Source organism: Bradyrhizobium sp. SHOUNA76 (assembly GCF_023006445.1).
In the GTDB taxonomy this organism is placed as follows: Bacteria; Pseudomonadota; Alphaproteobacteria; order Rhizobiales; family Xanthobacteraceae; genus Bradyrhizobium.
On the sequence record NZ_JALBHA010000093.1, the window covers coordinates 1 to 16,380 of the forward strand.

Annotated in this window: 18 protein-coding genes and 1 tRNA gene; 14 read left to right on the plus strand and 5 right to left on the minus strand. The window is 63.7% G+C overall.

The window, feature by feature from the left end; genetic code table 11:
- The coding region (locus tag MOV74_RS13505; protein WP_246922526.1) for a hypothetical protein at positions 1–199 on the plus strand (199 nt) is incomplete at its 5' end.
- A gap of 64 nt (positions 200–263) precedes the next feature.
- On the opposite strand, the gene MOV74_RS13510 is transcribed toward MOV74_RS13505, so the two are convergent.
- Complete coding sequence (locus MOV74_RS13510; RefSeq protein ID WP_162832225.1) at positions 264–428, minus strand: hypothetical protein; 165 nt, start codon at positions 426–428, stop codon at positions 264–266.
- 244 nt (positions 429–672) lie between these two features.
- Here MOV74_RS13510 and MOV74_RS13515 point away from each other — a divergent pair, with 244 nt between their 5' ends.
- The 4 genes from MOV74_RS13515 (at position 673) to MOV74_RS13530 (ending at position 3,086) form a co-directional block, all read left to right on the plus strand.
- Positions 673–1,434 (plus strand): NAD-dependent protein deacetylase, encoded by a 762-nt coding sequence (locus tag MOV74_RS13515; RefSeq protein ID WP_246922559.1) that lies wholly within the window; start codon positions 673–675, stop codon positions 1,432–1,434.
- A gap of 198 nt (positions 1,435–1,632) precedes the next feature.
- The gene (locus MOV74_RS13520; protein WP_246922528.1) at positions 1,633–2,295 is read left to right on the plus strand and encodes a cold-shock protein; all 663 of its coding nucleotides are present in this window, start codon (positions 1,633–1,635) and stop codon (positions 2,293–2,295) included.
- 131 nt (positions 2,296–2,426) lie between these two features.
- Positions 2,427–2,912 carry a DUF192 domain-containing protein gene (locus MOV74_RS13525; protein ID WP_246922530.1) on the plus strand — a complete coding sequence of 162 codons (486 nt, stop codon included), beginning with the start codon at positions 2,427–2,429 and terminating at the stop codon, positions 2,910–2,912.
- Between the two features lie 97 nt (positions 2,913–3,009).
- Positions 3,010–3,086: transfer RNA gene (locus MOV74_RS13530), tRNA-Pro, on the plus strand.
- Positions 3,087–3,160: 74 nt separating this feature from the next.
- Here the strand turns inward: MOV74_RS13530 and MOV74_RS13535 are convergent.
- Positions 3,161–3,373 (minus strand): RNA-binding protein, encoded by a 213-nt coding sequence (locus MOV74_RS13535; RefSeq protein ID WP_246922532.1) that lies wholly within the window; start codon positions 3,371–3,373, stop codon positions 3,161–3,163.
- A gap of 437 nt (positions 3,374–3,810) precedes the next feature.
- The gene (locus MOV74_RS13540; RefSeq protein ID WP_246922534.1) at positions 3,811–3,960 is read right to left on the minus strand and encodes a hypothetical protein; all 150 of its coding nucleotides are present in this window, start codon (positions 3,958–3,960) and stop codon (positions 3,811–3,813) included.
- Positions 3,961–4,272: 312 nt separating this feature from the next.
- On the opposite strand from MOV74_RS13540, the gene MOV74_RS13545 reads away from it, so the two are divergent.
- Positions 4,273–4,467 (plus strand): hypothetical protein, encoded by a 195-nt coding sequence (locus tag MOV74_RS13545; protein WP_246922536.1) that lies wholly within the window; start codon positions 4,273–4,275, stop codon positions 4,465–4,467.
- 62 nt (positions 4,468–4,529) lie between these two features.
- On the opposite strand, the gene MOV74_RS13550 is transcribed toward MOV74_RS13545, so the two are convergent.
- Positions 4,530–5,705, minus strand: coding sequence for an OpgC domain-containing protein (locus tag MOV74_RS13550; RefSeq protein WP_246922538.1), 1,176 nt, complete (start codon positions 5,703–5,705; stop codon positions 4,530–4,532).
- A 255-nt stretch (positions 5,706–5,960) separates the two neighbouring features.
- On the opposite strand from MOV74_RS13550, the gene MOV74_RS13555 reads away from it, so the two are divergent.
- The 4 genes from MOV74_RS13555 to MOV74_RS13570 all read left to right on the plus strand — a co-directional run bounded on the left by MOV74_RS13555 (position 5,961) and on the right by MOV74_RS13570 (position 9,290).
- Positions 5,961–6,266 (plus strand): ETC complex I subunit, encoded by a 306-nt coding sequence (locus MOV74_RS13555; RefSeq protein WP_246922539.1) that lies wholly within the window; start codon positions 5,961–5,963, stop codon positions 6,264–6,266.
- A gap of 367 nt (positions 6,267–6,633) precedes the next feature.
- Positions 6,634–7,128 (plus strand): Lrp/AsnC family transcriptional regulator, encoded by a 495-nt coding sequence (locus tag MOV74_RS13560; protein ID WP_246922541.1) that lies wholly within the window; start codon positions 6,634–6,636, stop codon positions 7,126–7,128.
- Between the two features lie 217 nt (positions 7,129–7,345).
- A complete protein-coding gene (locus tag MOV74_RS13565; protein WP_246922543.1) occupies positions 7,346–7,642 on the plus strand; it encodes a DUF3551 domain-containing protein in 297 nt (98 codons plus the stop codon).
- A 268-nt stretch (positions 7,643–7,910) separates the two neighbouring features.
- Entirely contained in the window at positions 7,911–9,290 is a 1,380-nt protein-coding gene (locus MOV74_RS13570) for a toll/interleukin-1 receptor domain-containing protein (protein ID WP_258719530.1), read from the plus strand.
- Positions 9,291–9,302: 12 nt separating this feature from the next.
- On the opposite strand, the gene MOV74_RS13575 is transcribed toward MOV74_RS13570, so the two are convergent.
- Positions 9,303–10,331, minus strand: coding sequence for an AraC family transcriptional regulator (locus MOV74_RS13575; protein ID WP_246922547.1), 1,029 nt, complete (start codon positions 10,329–10,331; stop codon positions 9,303–9,305).
- A gap of 111 nt (positions 10,332–10,442) precedes the next feature.
- Here MOV74_RS13575 and MOV74_RS13580 point away from each other — a divergent pair, with 111 nt between their 5' ends.
- From MOV74_RS13580 to MOV74_RS13595, 4 genes are read left to right on the plus strand one after another with little or no spacing between them, the layout of a single operon-like run.
- The gene (locus tag MOV74_RS13580; protein WP_246922548.1) at positions 10,443–11,615 is read left to right on the plus strand and encodes an isovaleryl-CoA dehydrogenase; all 1,173 of its coding nucleotides are present in this window, start codon (positions 10,443–10,445) and stop codon (positions 11,613–11,615) included.
- Between the two features lie 24 nt (positions 11,616–11,639).
- Complete coding sequence (locus tag MOV74_RS13585) at positions 11,640–13,244, plus strand: carboxyl transferase domain-containing protein (protein WP_246922550.1); 1,605 nt, start codon at positions 11,640–11,642, stop codon at positions 13,242–13,244.
- A gap of 4 nt (positions 13,245–13,248) precedes the next feature.
- On the plus strand, positions 13,249–15,252 hold the full coding sequence (locus tag MOV74_RS13590; RefSeq protein ID WP_246922553.1) for an acetyl/propionyl/methylcrotonyl-CoA carboxylase subunit alpha: 2,004 nt from the start codon (positions 13,249–13,251) through the stop codon (positions 15,250–15,252).
- 1 nt (position 15,253) lies between these two features.
- Positions 15,254–16,174 (plus strand): hydroxymethylglutaryl-CoA lyase, encoded by a 921-nt coding sequence (locus tag MOV74_RS13595; protein ID WP_246922556.1) that lies wholly within the window; start codon positions 15,254–15,256, stop codon positions 16,172–16,174.
- Positions 16,175–16,380: the final 206 nt, after the last annotated feature.

A 16,380-nucleotide genomic window follows, 5' to 3' on the forward strand; every position in this document is an offset into this window, starting at 1 on the left:
CATCGGCCCGGGCCTCGCATTCGGCCTCGCCGCCGGCGCGATCACCGCGGGAGCGGTCGCAGCGTCGCATCCGTACGGCTATTACGGTCCCCGTTACGGCTATTATGACGGGCCCGGCTACTATTACGGGTCTGGCCCCTACGCCTATTACGGCGGCGGCCCTTACTACCGGCACCACCACCACTGGCGCCATTGGTAAGTGGCAAGCGAAAAGCCCGGGGCGATGCTCCGGGCTTTTTTCATGCGCATCGATCAGGCGTATCTTACGGCCAAAGCGAGGGCCGCTCGACCTTGCGGGCGTTCTCTAGCGTCGACACGAAATACTCCTCGCGCTCACGCTTGAATTTTTCCTGCGTGGCACGGAAGGCGGCAACACGGGCGGCGATCTCATCGCGCTCACGGGCTTTGCGTTCTTCGTCTTCGGTCATGGCCATCCCCTCGGTTTCTACTACTGAGCTCAAGTACTGCCGCCGCATCATCTTGAGTCGCATTCACACATCCATTGATCCTCCTGAATGGGGCGTCAATGGGGACGAGGCATTGCAGGATTGTGATATGCGAAGGCCGGAAAAAATTGCCGAGCGCATTGCGTTAGCGCTTGATAAGAGCGTCAACAATCTTGCCGCTTGCGCATGTTGCTGCCAGGGCAAAAACGAATCGGGAGGCCGCGATTTGATTGCATCGGATCTTCAGAGCGGCGTTGAACGGCTCGGCGACATGATCGCCGAGGCCAGGACCATCGTGCCCTTCACCGGCGCCGGCATCTCGACCGAGTGCGGCATTCCCGACTTCCGTTCGCCCGGCGGAATTTGGACGCGCAACCGTCCGATCCCGTTCGACGAATTCGTCGCGAGCCAGTCAGCGCGAGACGAATCCTGGCGTCGCCGTTTTGCGATGGAGGAGGTCTTTGCGGCGGCGAAGCCCGGCCGCGGCCATCGCGCGCTGGCCTCGCTCTACCGCGCGGGCAAAATTCCCGCCGTCATTACCCAGAACATCGACAATCTGCACCAGGCCTCCGGCTTCGCCGGCGAGCACGTGGTTGAACTTCACGGCAATACCACTTATGCGCGTTGTATCGGATGCGGACAGGCCTATCCGCTCGACTGGGTGAAGCGTCGCTTCGACGGCGACGGCGTCGCGCCCAATTGTACCGTCTGCGAGGAGCCGGTGAAGACCGCCACGATCTCCTTCGGCCAGATGATGCCGGACGAGGAAATGCAGCGCGCGACCGCGTTGTCGCGCGCCTGCGACCTCTTCATCGCGATCGGTTCCTCGCTCGTGGTCTGGCCGGCGGCGGGCTTTCCGATGATGGCGAAGAACGCCGGTGCACGTCTGGTGATCATCAATCGCGAGCCGACCGAACAGGACGACATCGCCGACCTCGTCATCCACCACGACATCGGCGAAACGCTCGGTCCCTTTGCTGGCAATTGAGGCATCAGTTTGATTCGCGGCTGTGCAAGCTGTTCATAGGTTCCGGCGAATCTCTTTTTTATCTATGCCTCGCAACCGGGAGTGTTATCTTTTGAGTCGAAAGATTCGCGTCGCGTCCAATTGAGAACATTCTCTTAAGACGCGTGATTCGAGCGCCGCCAATGTGGCGGGTTGCATGGCAGTGTGGGGTCCGGGGTTATGGGGTCGTCGGACGGATTTGAGTCGAAGAAGCTCGGAGTTCCCGGGCAGGGAGTATCGTCCGGGCGGATCGCGCCGGGCGAACACGGCAGCGCCGGTCGCGACAGTGCGCTCAGTCCCTTCAGCGGGTTGGGTGAGGCCAGCGCCAATCTCGTCGAAGTCCATGGCGTCATCAAATGGTTCGACGCCTCCAAAGGCTACGGCTTCATCGTTCCCGACAATGGCTGGCCGGACGTGCTCCTGCACGTTACCGTGCTCAGGCGCGACGGCTTTCAGACCGCCTATGAAGGCGCCCGCATCGTCGTCGAGTGCATTCAGCGCGCCAAGGGTTACCAGGCGTTCCGCGTGGTCTCGATGGACGAGTCGACCGCGATCCATCCGGCGCAGATGCTTCCGCCGCGCACCCATGTCACGGTCACCGCGACCAGCGGGCTGGAACGGGCCCAGGTCAAATGGTTCAATCGGCTGCGCGGCTTCGGCTTCCTGACGTGCGGCGAGGGTACGCCCGACATCTTCGTGCACATGGAGACGCTGCGCCGCTTCGGCATGACCGAGCTCAGGCCCGGCCAGTATGTTCTGGTCCGCTTCGGGCCCGGCTCCAAGGGCATGATGGCGGCCGAGATCCATCCCGAGACCGGATCGCCGGGATTGCAGTCGCACTAAGGGCGCCTACTGCCGCTATTACGGGTCCCGCAATCGTGAGCAGAGGCGCGCTGGCAGGCCGGCGCGCCTCTGGCTTTTCAGGCGATCGCCGCGTAAGGACTGGTTCCCGTCCCACGCCTCGAGTGTCACCCATGAATCTTGATCGGAACGCTGTCTGGTCCGCTCTGAAGGGCTGGCTTGCCGCCATCCTCGTCATCGCCGGCTGTGCCGTCGCCAGCGTGCCCGCCGGCGCCGCCAGCTTCCAGCCGCTGGAGATCGTCACCAAGAACGGGGTGCAGGTGTTCTCGGTGGAAATGGCGACGACCGAGGAGGAGAAGCAGACCGGCCTGATGTACCGCAAGGAATTGGCCGACGGCAGAGGCATGCTGTTCGACTTCAATCCCGAGCAGGAAATTTCGATGTGGATGAAGAACACCTATGTCTCGCTCGACATGATCTTCATCGGCGCCAACGGCCGCATCCTGCGCATCGCCGAGAACACCGAGCCGATGTCGACGAAGATCATCTCGTCCCGGGGGCCCGCCCGGGCCGTGCTGGAGGTGGTGGCGGGAACGGCGCAGAAATACGGCATCCGCCCCGGCGACCGCGTCGGCCACCCGCTGTTCGGCAGCAAATAGGGCGGGCAGGCGAGGGGCGTTGCCAGCCTTGCTGGCGCGAGTCTGTAAGCTTGCTGGCGCCTTTGGAAGCGTGTATCGACGGGGCTCGCCGGACATTCGGGGTATAGCGCAGCCTGGTAGCGCGGCAGTTTTGGGTACTGCAGGTCGTTGGTTCGAATCCAGCTGCCCCGACCAGTCCCGACCTCCCCCCGGGGGATCTTCAAGCCCGATGCCCACCGGCTTGAGCCTCTGGCTTCCCGGCGCTGCGTTCAGAATAAGAGCCAATTGACCAGGCGCCAGGCGATCCAGGCGAGGGCGCAGATCCAGCCCAGCATCGCTATCCCCGCAATGCCGAGCCCACAGAACGCGAGCAGAGAGCTTCCGGGCTCCGGCGTCTCGGCGACTTTCTCAGGCGTATCGACGTGGCACGCTTGCCCTGCTGCCTGCTGTTCATTGGTTTCGGCTCGTTCACGAAAATTCACCGGCCGCGCTCCAGCTCACATGGACATGAGGGCAGGCGGGCGCGCGCGGATCGCGGACACCTCGGATGCCCCTGATGGACGGGAAAAAGCTGCAACGCGGTGCGCAGTGATTGGTTGCTGTCCGGCGAAGGGCGCGACAATGGAATTCTGCCCGCATCGGCATGACCGAGCGTCCAGACCTCGACGAGGCGCGCGACGCACGCTTCAGTCCGATGCCCAGGCTGCGTCAAGCGCAAGCGCCGGCCCCTGATCCGATCGCGGCGCGCCTGAGACTGGGGCAGAATTGCCGACGCCGCATCGAACCTTTGGCTGTCGCCAAAGACATATGTGTGTTGGGGATTTCAGCGCCCAATGTCTAAACGGACGCCGCCAAGCGATGATATTCCGCTTGCGCGGCGTTGCGCTTTTCGGACGCCATTTTTGTCAGATCCGGCCGATCAACCCGAGGCGTGCCAGCCCGGCGGAAACGGGACGAACGGCCAGACCATCTGGTTGTCGTTGGCGGCTTGCGGCGCCTCTTGCGCCGGCGTCTTTGCGACCGCCATCATTCGCAGCGCCAGGCGCAGACGTGCATAGTGCAAATTCATTTTGGTCGTCCCGACGAATCGTCTCGAAATTCAATTACAAAATGTGACGTCAGCTCAATCAAATTGCCACGCGCCTGGCGCGGCCATCTCAAATCACGAAACACTCTAAAAAGATCGACGCTCTTTTTCAACCGATTCCGGTCCGAAGCCACGAGAGGTAAGGTTGATCGGTTAGGTTAAGGATGAGCGGTTGTTGCGGCAGCCTTGGCGATCGTTATCAGATCGATTCCGGCTCGCGATGGGCTACCTGCAATTCGTGCTCACACAAGGTCACGGTTCGTCGCAGCGCGCGTATCCTGTGAGTTCTGCGCCATGTCTTTCGATCGCAACTTCAAAACCGCCGATCCGCAATCGAGCTGGAGCGAGATCTGGCACCTCTGGACCGTGATCGTGCCCCGCCGCTCGATCAACGGGCAGCTCGTGGTCGGCAAGGTCTGGCGCCGTCATGACGGCCGCGATTGGATCTACAGGAAATTCACCGAGTTCGACGGCGAGGAAGCGGCCTGAAGCGCAATGAGCCTGGAATGAGCCAACATCGCGCGTCAGCGTAGAACGGCAGCGCTCCCGGCTCAGGCGGCCTTCGTCGCGGTTGCCCCCGGCTTGGGCGGCGGCGGCTTCAGCGGCTTGTCCTGCTTCTTCGACCACGAGATGTAATAGGCCACCGTCGTCATGATCGCGATGCCGGCGACGCTCACGAAGATCTGCGCGAGCAGCGAGCCCGAGCTCATCGACAGTTCGAAATGGCCGACGAAGGACAGGAACACGCCGACGCAGAACACGGCGAGCGACTGCTGGCCGCAGACGATCAAGGGATCGAACACCTTCCATTCGAGCCCCGGCCATTCCTTCGGCACGAAGCGGATCACGAGGATCACGATCACGACGAAGTGGATGAAGCGATAGGGCGCGAGGTTGGTCTTGTCGTTCGGGTTGAAGGCCGAAAACAGCCACTCCGGAAACATGCCGCCGAAAGTGGGGAAGCGGCCGGCCATGGTCATGACCAGCGCGAACAGGAGATAGCCGAGGCAGAGGTAGAGCGTGACCGGCGCGTTGATCAGCGTCATCGAGCGGCGCGCGCCGCCCATCGCGCACCAGGCGCCGAACACGAACAGCACCTGCCAGCAATAGGGGTTGAAGTACCACTGGCCGGCCGGATAGGCGTTCAGATTCCAGCCGAAGTGACGCGCGACCAGCCACAGCACGATCGACAGCACCATCGTGAGGTCGGGCTTGCGCAGCATGAACCACAGCACCGGCGGAAACAGCCCCATCAGCACGATGTAGAGCGGCAGCACGTCGAGATTGAGCGGCTTGAAGCGGAGGAACAGGCCCTGGCGAAGCGTCTCGGTGGCGTTGTCGACGAGGCCGGCGACGTTGAACTCGTTGATCATCTCGGAATCGCCGAAGCGCAGCGCCAGATAGCTGATCGAGGCGATATAGATCACGAACAGGATGATGTGGGCGACGTATAGCTGCCACACCCGCTTGGTGAGCCTGGTGGCGCCGACGAGGAAGCCGCGGTCCAGCATCATCCGTGCATAGACGAAGGAGGCGGTGTAGCCGGAGATGAAGACGAACAGGTCCGCGGCGTCGGAAAAGCCGTAATTGCGCGTCGTGATCCAGTTCACGACGTTGTCCGGAATGTGGTCGAGGAAGATCGCCCAATTCGCGACCCCTCGAAACAGGTCGAGCCTGAGGTCACGGCCTTTGTCAGGGAGCGTGGCGTTGATGTTCAGGAAGGACATGCGACGGGAGCTCTCGGAGGGGACGGTTACACTGATGTCGGCAAGCCAGTGCCGCCGGGCGGGACCCCAGCGCGGAAGGCGGGTACGCAATTGTCACGGTGCAGCATAATGACTATACCGTAGGCGAGGGTGCCGGGGCCCCGGAATCACCGATCAGTTCCCAATCGGTGTCTCTATACTATCCCTGAGGTTTCCACCAACTGCTACCGTGACGCATCGAAATCGAACGATAAAGACGAAGAGGCCGGACCGCTAATGACCGCACGGATTTTCAAGCCCGCCAAGAACGCGATGCAATCCGGACGCTCCAAGACCAGGGAATGGCAGCTCGACTACGAACCGGAGCTGCCGCGTTCGGTCGAGCCGCTGATGGGCTGGACGTCGTCAGGTGACATGAAGCAGCAGATCACGCTGCGCTTCCCCTCCAAGGAGGAGGCGATCGCCTATTGCGAGCGCAAGGGCATCGCCTACCAGGTGATCGAGCCGCAGGATTCGATCCGTCGCCCGGTCGCCTATGCCGACAATTTCTCGTTCCGCCGCGGCGAGCCCTGGACGCATTGAGGGGGCGGCAGACGCCTGGTCCGAGAACACGCCATGAGCAGCGACAAACGAAAGAAGCATGCGCGGCGATGCCCTTTTTGCGCTGGCTCAACGCCGAGCGTCGGGGCTCGCACAGCGGGCTAATGAGGATCGACGGCAGGCCATCTCCGGTAGCCAGCTATTGTGTCGAGCGCGGGCTAGCCAAAATTCGACGCAAGCCACTCGGCAAACGGCTAAGCTTTACGGTCTTGGATTCGGGGCTGCACGATCGTTCGTAAACAGTTGACACGCCCTGGCGAATGTAAGTCCCGGCCTCCAATCGCCCTTGGCACCAAATCTCCCGCGTGCTTCGCTGCCTCGCATGACACGACCATGACGAGGTTGGGGTATGGCCGGGCGTGACCAGCTCGACGGCGTCGATCTGAAGATCCTCTCGGAGCTGCAAGCGGACGGGCGTATCCGCAACAACGAGCTGGCGCTGCGCGTCGGTGTCTCCGCGCCCAACTGCCTGCGGCGGCTGAAATCGCTGTTCAGCCGCGGCGTGATCCGGGCGGTGCGCGCCGTCATCGACGAGCGGCGGCTCGGCTATGAGGTGGTATCGTTCGTCTCGATCCAGCTCGGCAGCCAGGCCCAGCCGGTGCTGGAGGCGTTCGAGAGCTCGATCGCTGCGATCCCGCGCATCCAGCAGTGCTGGCGGATTTCAGGCGACACCGACTATCTCCTCAAATGCGTGGCGCCGAGCGTCGAGAGCATGCACCGGCAGCTGCTGCATTTCGCAGCAATGCCTGATGTGAAGAACGTTCGCAGCTTCCCTGTGTTGGGGGTTGCCAAGGATACCCCGCTGCCGTTGCAGGACGTCGCGGCAGCTGCGTCGGCGGGTTAGGGGACACCCGCTCCCGGCGTGCCGGCTCATAAAAGCAGTACACCGTCACAAAAACTGAGTAGCTCACATAACTGTGACATGTGATTTACGAAGTCCTGCAATGCGCCGAACCGTGTTTGCCGGAACCAGTGCGCCGCCTAGATGCCAGGTGTGAACCCTCAGCCTGCGTCGCATGCCGAGGACTCTTTTGTGGGACCCTGAAGCAGGAAAAGACAAGATGACCTCGACCTCGAAGACGTTCGTCGCATCCACTGCGACGCTGTTCGCCTCCGCGTTTCTCTTGATGACCGCGCCGGCCGCGCAGGCGGAAGAATACTGCATCACCAACGGCGCCCAGGCCGCTCACGGTTGCGGCTATCCGACGATGGAGACCTGCCGCGCTGCGGCCGGTGGTATCGGCGGCGTGTGTTCGCAGAGCGGTGCGAAGAGCACCAACGATTCTCTCGCTTATCAGCCGAAGCACTCGCAGTCGCGCACCAAGCTTCGACCCGGCGCGCAGACCAACTCCAACTGACGCCCGAATTCGAACCCGGTTTCGAGGGGGTTGCGGCCTCCGAGGTTTTTATCTCGGGGGCCGTAAATTCATGAGAGGCGCGCGAGATCGCGTGCACGTCTCAGCGCAAGCCTCAGCCCCTGGCAATGCTGAAGCGTAAGTACGTCGGCCCCAAAATTAGATGCGGCCGTGTGAACTCCTTCACAGAGCAGCAATCTGCGCGGGTCCATGCTTCCCAGAGATCGCCCGAATTGTAAATGGGCCGGATTGTACCCAGGGGAAGCGCGTCATGGCTCCCAACCCGATTTTCATCAGCCACCGGTCTGAATACGGCCGGACAGCCCGTGCGATGAAGAAGGTCATTGAAACCGCTTCGCATGGACAAATCGATGTCTTCATTTCGGAGGACATCCCGCGCGGCAATGAATGGCGGCCCTCTATCGAGCATCATCTTCGCACAGCGCAAAGCCTGTTTCTGCTTTACGGCGCGCCCTACGAGGACTGGTCCTGGTGCTTTTATGAAGCCGGATATTTTGCCGCCGCAAAGCCGGCAGCCACCGATCGCCGGATCTTCTGCCTGATCCGCCCGAACGTGAACCCGCCGGGTCCGCTCAGCCACTTGCAGATGCTGACGAGCAAGGATCAACTCATCAGGGAGTTGATCGGCGTTTTCGAGAGGAACGCCATCGACGTCGATGCCAACGAGTTGCGCGGGCTGGTCGGCAAGCTGGATAGCGGTCTGTTCGGCGAGATTCGCGAATTCGACGGCTATCCGCGCGTACACTTCGTGGCATCCGACGCCGAACTCGCCCATGGGCAGATTCCACCTGCGGCCCAGTTCACCGGCGAAGACAATGTGCTCGGCGATCTCTTCACCATCCAGGCGCAGTCCGTGCTCTGGTGCAAGGTCCAGAAGCTGGCAAATACGGAAACTGGAAGGCAGAACTTCGTCTACAAATGGCTTGAGGAAACCGCGCAGATACTGCTTGCGGCGCGCGAGAACGAGTTCATTGCGCCGCAGGCCGTGCTGATCGGGCGCGGCGGCCGGCGCTACCGGACCTTGCTGCACCGAGCTCGTGTCCAGGGCGATGGCGACTATCGCTGCGAATTCCTGGCGATCGAGGAGGTCGGCGGGCCGCTGACCGGATTGTCGAGCAAGCTGCTCTCGCTATTGACCGCCATCCGCATGGGCTACCGGTTCAGGTCCGAGATCATCCAGAAATTCTCCGCCGACGCGCTATCGTCCGACGAGCGCGAGCGCCGGATCCAGCAGATCCCACGCGTGATCGAGGATCTGACGGTTGAATCGCGGACACGCGGCAATTTCAGTACGGAAGATTTTCTGGCGGGATTCGACGACGTCGAAAGCGAGAAGATGTCGCGTCTGCTCGACGATTGGCCGATCCTGGAACGCGAGATGTACAAATCGCTGGGGCTGTCGACCGATGGAAAAACCGTCATCCGGCCGGGCCTTGTCGGTTCGGATGTCGAACGTTACCGCACGATCATCAAGGCCATGCGGCTGCTCAACATCGAATTCCTGTCGCGGAGCTGCGCGCGCGTCGCACAGATGATGAAGCTATCCGAGCAGCAATTGACCGATAATGCCAAGGCGCTCGAAGACGCCGTCAAGGCGCTGACCGGTTCGGACGTCGAGACGGCGGCGTGAGGCCTGCGCGCCTCACCGATAGCGGCCGCGGAATTCGCGCGGGCTAGCGCCGGTCCAGCTGCGGAAGGCGCGCGAAAAGCTCTTCTCGTTGCGGAATCCGGCGATCTCCGCGATGCGTTTGATCGGGGTGCGGCCACGCATCAGCTCCTGTTTTGCCAGTTCGAATTTTGCCTCTTCCTTGAGATCGCGCAGCGAGGTTGCTTCCTCGCGCAGCCGCCGATGCATGGTGCGGGTGGAGAGCGCAAGCTCGCTCGCGACGTCCTCGGCCCCGAGGCTACGTCCGCGCGCATTGCGGAGCACGCGGCGGACACGCTCGACCAGCAGCCGGTCGCGCCGATAGGGCAGCACGGTCAGCCTGAGCGCGCCCTTGAGCATGTTGTCGAGATCGGCGGCGCTGCGCGTGAGCGGCAGCGACAGATAATGCTTGTCGAAGACGATGCGGGCGCAGTCCGCGTCAAAGCGGATGCTCCGGCAAAAGATGGTCGGATAGACCGAGACATGGTTGGGCTCGGAGTACGGGAATTCTGCCGCACGCAGCGCAATCGCGGAATCCACCGCCCAACAGGAGAAGCCGAGCACGTAGCGGAGCAGGGTGACGAGGCAGAATTCGCGCAACGGCCCGAGATCGCGCAGCTCCCGGATGGACACCATAGCGGTCTCTTCGCCAACCTCGAGATCGAGCAGCACGTCCTCGGTGAGCAGGCGGTGATGCCGGCACCAGCGCTTGAGCGCGATATCGAGCGTCGGCGCCGTGATCGAGGCGCGGCACAGCATGCCGTAGGTGCCGAAGGGCAGGCGCCGTGAGAACCAGCCCAGCGCCTCGTCGTCGAGCTCACGCATGGCATGGCCTGCCAGGGCCTCGAACTGGGCGGCCGTGACCCGCCCATCCGGAGAATTGACAAGGTCTGGCGCTACCTGACCCCGGCTGAGCGCCTCGGCCGGATCCCGGCCGTATCTTGCGTAGGCGGCAACCACGCCGCGGACAAAGGCGGCGGGGGTGACGGCGCGGCGCGGGACCGCGGTTGCGGCTTGAAAAGGCATCGGAACTCCCAAGGAAAATCCTCGCCAAGTTTGGCAGAAAATGCAACCTTTTCGACCGCAGATGGGCCCTGACCCCGCTAGGTTTGGTCCCCAAAATACGGAGGAATCGCCTTGAACATCCCGAGCATCGATTTCGATCTGGGCGAAGACATCAGCCTGCTGCGCGACACGTTGCGCGCCTTTGTGGAGGCGGAGATCACTCCGCGTGCCGCGGAGATCGAGAAGGCCAATCTGTTCCCGGCAGACCTCTGGAAGCGCTTTGGCGACCTCGGCCTGCTCGGCATGACGGCGCCGGAGCAATATGGCGGCTCGAGCATGGGCTATCTCGCCCATATCGTCGCCATGGAGGAGATTTCGCGCGGCTCGGCCGCGGTCGGGCTGTCCTATGGCGCCCATTCCAACCTCTGCGTCAACCAGATCCGCCGCAACGGCAATGACGCGCAACGCCAGCGCTATTTGCCGAAGCTGATTTCCGGCGAATATGTCGGCGCGCTCGCGATGTCCGAGCCGGGCGCCGGTTCTGACGTCGTCTCGATGAAGCTGCGTGCCGACAAGCGCGGCGACCGCTACGTCCTCAACGGCTCGAAGATGTGGATCACCAATGGCGGCGACGCTGACGTGCTGGTCGTCTACGCCAAGACCGATCCGGAGGCAGGCCCGCGCGGCATGACGGCTTTCCTCGTCGAGAAGGGCTTCAAGGGGTTTACCCACGGCCAGCATCTCGACAAGCTCGGCATGCGCGGCTCCAACACCTATCCCTTGTTCTTCGACGAGTGCGAGGTGCCGGAGGAGAACGTGATGGGCAAGGTGGGCGAGGGCGTCAAGGTGCTGATGTCCGGCCTCGATTATGAGCGCGCGGTGCTCTCTGGCGGCCCGCTCGGCATCATGGCGGCCTGCATGGACGCGGTGGTGCCCTACATGCACGAGCGCAAGCAGTTCGGTCAGCCGATCGGCGACTTCCAGCTGATGCAGGGCAAGCTCGCCGACATGTATTCGACCTGGCAGGCCACGCGCGCCTATGTCTATGCGGTCGGCCGCGCGTGCGACCGCGCCGACCACGCGCGCAGCTTGCGCAAGGATGCGGCTGCTGCGATCCTCTATTCCGCGGAGAAGGCAACGTGGATGGCCGGCGAGGCGATCCAGGCGCTCGGCGGCGTCGGCTACACCAGCGAATTCCCTGTGGGGCGTCTCTGGCGCGACGCAAAACTCTACGAGATCGGGGCCGGCACCTCGGAGGTCCGCCGCATGCTGATCGGCCGCGAGCTGATGGCCGAGACGGCTTAAAACTTTCACCTCATTGGAATCATCATGCCGCTCCATTCCAGCATCGATCCGTCTTCATCAGACTTTGCGCGCAATTCCGAGGCCATGCGCACCCTCGTCGCGGACTTGCGCGAAAAGCTCAGTCAGGTCGCCGGCGGCGGCGGCGAGGTCTCGCGCAACCGCCACACCGCGCGCGGCAAGATGCTGGCACGGCAACGCGTCGACCTGCTGGTCGATCCCGGCACGTCGTTCCTGGAGCTGTCGCCGCTCGCGGCGTATGGCCTCTATGGCGGCGACGTGCATTCGGCGAGCGTCGTCACCGGGGTGGGGTGCATCGCGGACCGCGAATGTGTGATCGTCGCCAATGACGCCACCATCAAGGGCGGCACCTATTACCCGATGACGGTAAAGAAGCATCTGCGCGCGCAGGACATTGCGCGGCAGAACAACCTCCCTTGCGTCTACATGGTCGATTCCGGCGGCGCCTTCCTGCCGCTGCAGGACGAGATCTTCCCGGACGAGCGCCATTTCGGCCGCATCTTCTACAACCAGGCGCAGATGTCCTCAGCTGGCATTCCGCAGATCGCGATCGTGATGGGCTCCTGCACAGCCGGCGGCGCCTATGTTCCGGCGATGTCGGACGAGAGCATCATCGTGCGCAACCAGGGCACCATCTTCCTCGGTGGTCCGCCGCTGGTGAAGGCCGCGACCGGCGAGGTCGTCAGCGCCGAGGAGCTGGGCGGCGCCGACGTGCACTCGCGTCAATCCGGCGTCACCGACCATTACGCACAGAACGATGCGCACGCGATCGGCATCGCGCGGCGCATCGTCGGCACGCTGAAACCGTCGGTGCGGCCGAACCTCAATATGCACGAGCCGCGCGAGCCGCTGTTCGCAGCGGAGGAGATCTACGGCGTGGTGCCCGTCGACGGTCGCAAGCCGTTCGACGTGCGCGATATCATCGCGCGCGTGGTGGATGGCTCCGAGTTCGACGAGTTCAAGAAGCTCTATGGCACGACGCTGGTGTGCGGCTTCGCCCATATCTGGGGCCATCCGGTCGGCATCATCGCCAACAACGGCATCCTGTTCAGCGAGAGCTCGCTGAAGGGCGCGCATTTCATCGAGCTGTGCTGCCAGCGCGGCATTCCCTTGGTGTTCCTGCAGAACATCACCGGCTTCATGGTCGGCAAGAAATACGAGGCCGGCGGAATCGCGCGCGACGGCGCCAAGCTGGTGACGGCGGTCGCGACCGCCTCGGTGCCAAAATTTACCGTCGTGATCGGCGGCTCCTATGGCGCCGGCAATTACGGCATGTGCGGCCGCGCTTACTCGCCGCGCTTCCTCTGGATGTGGCCGAACGCACGCATCTCGGTGATGGGCGGCGAGCAGGCCTCGATGGTGCTGAGCCAGGTTCGGCGCGACAATATCGAGGCCAAGGGCGATAGCTGGTCGAAGCAAGAGGAAGATAAATTCCGCGAGCCCATCCGTGCGCAATATGAAAGCCAGGGGCATCCCTATTACGCGACCGCGCGGCTGTGGGACGACGGCGTGATCGATCCCGCCGACACGCGGCTGGTGCTCGGCCTTGGCCTCTCGGCGGCGTCGAATGCGCCGATCGAACCGACGAAATTCGGCCTGTTCAGGATGTGATGCGATGGACCGCTCAAAGCTCTACCGGCGTTTTCGCACGCTCCTGATCGCCAACCGCGGCGAGATCGCCTGCCGTGTCATCCGCACCGCCCGCGCCATGGGCCTGCGCACGGTCGCGGTCTATTCCGAGGCCGACCGCGACGCGATGCATGTCGCGCTCGCGGATGAAGCCGTGCTGCTCGGGCCCGCCCGCGCCCGCGACAGCTATCTCAATGTCGAGCGGCTGATCGAGGCTGCGCGCAAGACCGGCGCGGAAGCCGTGCACCCCGGCTACGGCTTCCTGTCGGAGAATGCCGAGTTCGCGCACGCCTGCCTCGAGGCCGGGCTCGTCTTCGTCGGCCCGACCGCCGGGATGATGAATGCGATGGGCTCGAAGTCCGGTTCCAAGGCGCTGATGGAGGAGGCCGGCGTGCCGCTGGTGCCCGGCTATCACGGCGACGCGCAGGACGATGCAACGCTGGCGAAGGCCGCCGAGAAGGTCGGTTTCCCGATCCTGGTGAAGGCGTCCGCGGGCGGCGGCGGCCGCGGCATGCGGATCGTGCGCTCGGCGGACGAACTTGGGCCCGCGATCGTCAGCGCCAAGCGGGAAGCAAAAGCCGCGTTCGGCGACGACCGTATGCTGATCGAAAAATATGTCGACAATCCCCGCCACATCGAAGTGCAGATCATCGGCGACAGCCACGGCAATCTGCTCTCGCTGTTCGAGCGCGAATGCACGTTGCAGCGCCGGCACCAGAAAGTGATCGAGGAAGCGCCGTCGCCGACGCTCAACGCGGCCCAGCGCGAGGCGGTCTGCGCCGCCGCGCGAAAGGCGGCCGGCGCGGTGAACTATGTCGGTGCCGGCACGATCGAATTCGTCTCAGACGGCAAGGACGTGTTCTTCATCGAGATGAACACCCGTCTCCAGGTCGAGCATCCCGTGACCGAGCTGATCACGGGCATCGATCTGGTCGAGTGGCAGTTGCGCGTCGCCTTCGGCGAGGAGCTGCCGTTGAAGCAGGACGAGATCAAGCTCAACGGCCACGCGGTCGAGGCGCGCGTCTACGCGGAAAACCCGACCAAGAACTTCATGCCGTCGGTCGGCAGGATATCGACCTGGCGTCTGCCGCCGGAGACTGGTGGCTTACGTATCGATGCCGGCTACCGCGAGGGCGATAGCGTCTCGCCCTATTACGACGCCATGCTCGCCAAGATGATCGCGTGGGCGCCGACGCGGGATGTCGCGATCGAGCGGCTGAACCGAGGGCTGGAAGAGTCCGACGTTCGCGGCATCGTCACCAATGTCCCGTTCCTGTCGGCGCTGATGACGCACCCGAAAGTGCGGACGAATGCGATCGACACCGGCTTCATCGAGCGCGAGCTGGCGGTCCTGACACAGGCCGCGCCGGCGCCCGGCGAGCTGGAGCTATGCGCCGCCGTGGCCGCTGTCATCAACGACGAGCAGCAGGCCGCACGGGCCCAGGCGAATTCACCCTGGCAGACGTTTGGCTGGCAGCCGGTCGGCCGGCGCCAACGAAATTTCGCATTCCGCGTCGGCCACGGCCCCGAGCAGAAGATCGCGCTGAACTACGGCAGCGGGCCGTCGACGCTGGTGATCGGCGACCGCGAGCTGGCGTTTGCGATCGCGCCGAAGGACGGCGGCTTCGATCTGACGCTTGATGGCGTCAAATCGTCCGTCGCAGCCGTGATCTCGGGCCATGAGCTTTACCTGCGCACGCGCAACGGTCGCTTCGACCTGCACTGGGTCGATCCGTTCGGCGGCGAGAGCGAGGAGCAGACCGGCGCGGACAAGATCGCAGCGCCCTTGCCGGGAACGGTCGTCGCGGTATTGGCCGAGGAGGGCGCAATGCTCGAGAAGGGCGCACCGATCCTGACGCTCGAAGTGATGAAGATGGAGCAGACGCTGCGCGCGCCCTATGCCGGCGTGCTGAAATCGATCAAGTGCAAGGTCGGCGACATCGTGCAGGAGGGTGTCGAACTCGCCGTGGTCGAGCCGTCCGGAGAGTGACATGAGCGATCAGGTCCGCATCGTCGAAATGGGCCCGCGCGACGGGCTCCAGAACGAGAAGGTTCCGGTCAGCGTCGAGGCCCGCATCGCCTTCATCGAGGCGCTGGTTGCGGCCGGTCTCGATACGGTCGAGGTCGGCGCCTTCGTCTCGCCCAAGGCGATCCCGCAAATGGCGAGCTCGGACGCCGTCCTGCGCGGCGTTGCCCATGTGACGGGTGCCGAATTCCACGTGCTGGTGCCGAACGAGAAGGGCTACGACGCCGCGCGCGCCGCCGGCGCGAAAGTGGTCTCGGTGTTCGCTGCGGCCTCCGAAGGCTTTTCCCGTGCCAATATCAATTGCACGGTCGCGGAGTCCATCGAGCGCTTCAAGCCGGTGCTGGCGCGCGCCAAGGCCGATGGCGTCAAGGTGCGCGGCTATATCTCCTGCGTGCTGGGCTGCCCGTTCGACGGCGAGATCAAGCCAAAGGCGGTCGCCGATCTCGCGAGCACGCTGTTCGAACTCGGCTGCTACGAGATCTCGCTCGGCGACACCATCGGCGTCGGCACGCCTGCCAAGGCCAAGGAGATGCTGCGCGCGGTTGCCGCCAATATCCCAACCGGCAAGCTGGCCATGCATTTCCACGACACCTACGGCCAGGCGCTCGCCAATCTCTATGCGGGGATGGAGGAGGGCGTCCGCGTCATCGATGCCGCCGCGGGCGGCCTCGGCGGCTGTCCCTATGCACCGGGCGCGACCGGCAATGTCGCGACCGAGGACGTCGTCTATTTGCTCGAAGGCATGGGCGTCAGGACCGGCATCGATATGGACCGGCTGTTGGCCGCGACCAACGAGATGAGCGGCCTGCTGGGCAAGCCGCCCGTGAGCCGGGTGGCGTCCGCGCTGAATGCGAAGAAGAAGCGGGCCGCGACTTCAGCTTTGTAGGGTGGGCAAAGGCGCGGAGCGTCGTGCCCACCATCTTTCGATGATCGAGACAGGTGGTGGGCACGCTTCGCTTCGCCCATCCTACGAGACCTCCCGTCAGGCCGCCTTGAGCCCCACATCCGGCAGACGCGGCCGGCTTTTCAGCGCCTTGGCCATCATGGCCTCGACCTCGGCCTTCTCCTGCGGCAGCAGCGCCAGGCGCGGCG

Coding starts and splice junctions, on each gene's coding strand:
- MOV74_RS13595 (WP_246922556.1), top strand. CDS start 15,254: ATGAGCGATCAGGTCCGCATCGTCGAAATGGGCCCGCGCGACGGGCTC.
- MOV74_RS13540 (WP_246922534.1), bottom strand. CDS start 3,960: ATGAATTTGCACTATGCACGTCTGCGCCTGGCGCTGCGAATGATGGCG.
- MOV74_RS13520 (WP_246922528.1), top strand. CDS start 1,633: ATGGGGTCGTCGGACGGATTTGAGTCGAAGAAGCTCGGAGTTCCCGGG.
- MOV74_RS13545 (WP_246922536.1), top strand. CDS start 4,273: ATGTCTTTCGATCGCAACTTCAAAACCGCCGATCCGCAATCGAGCTGG.
- MOV74_RS13560 (WP_246922541.1), top strand. CDS start 6,634: ATGGCCGGGCGTGACCAGCTCGACGGCGTCGATCTGAAGATCCTCTCG.
- MOV74_RS13510 (WP_162832225.1), bottom strand. CDS start 428: ATGACCGAAGACGAAGAACGCAAAGCCCGTGAGCGCGATGAGATCGCC.
- MOV74_RS13525 (WP_246922530.1), top strand. CDS start 2,427: ATGAATCTTGATCGGAACGCTGTCTGGTCCGCTCTGAAGGGCTGGCTT.
- MOV74_RS13575 (WP_246922547.1), bottom strand. CDS start 10,331: ATGCCTTTTCAAGCCGCAACCGCGGTCCCGCGCCGCGCCGTCACCCCC.
- MOV74_RS13585 (WP_246922550.1), top strand. CDS start 11,640: ATGCCGCTCCATTCCAGCATCGATCCGTCTTCATCAGACTTTGCGCGC.
- MOV74_RS13590 (WP_246922553.1), top strand. CDS start 13,249: ATGGACCGCTCAAAGCTCTACCGGCGTTTTCGCACGCTCCTGATCGCC.
- MOV74_RS13570 (WP_258719530.1), top strand. CDS start 7,911: ATGGCTCCCAACCCGATTTTCATCAGCCACCGGTCTGAATACGGCCGG.
- MOV74_RS13565 (WP_246922543.1), top strand. CDS start 7,346: ATGACCTCGACCTCGAAGACGTTCGTCGCATCCACTGCGACGCTGTTC.
- MOV74_RS13555 (WP_246922539.1), top strand. CDS start 5,961: ATGACCGCACGGATTTTCAAGCCCGCCAAGAACGCGATGCAATCCGGA.
- MOV74_RS13550 (WP_246922538.1), bottom strand. CDS start 5,705: ATGTCCTTCCTGAACATCAACGCCACGCTCCCTGACAAAGGCCGTGAC.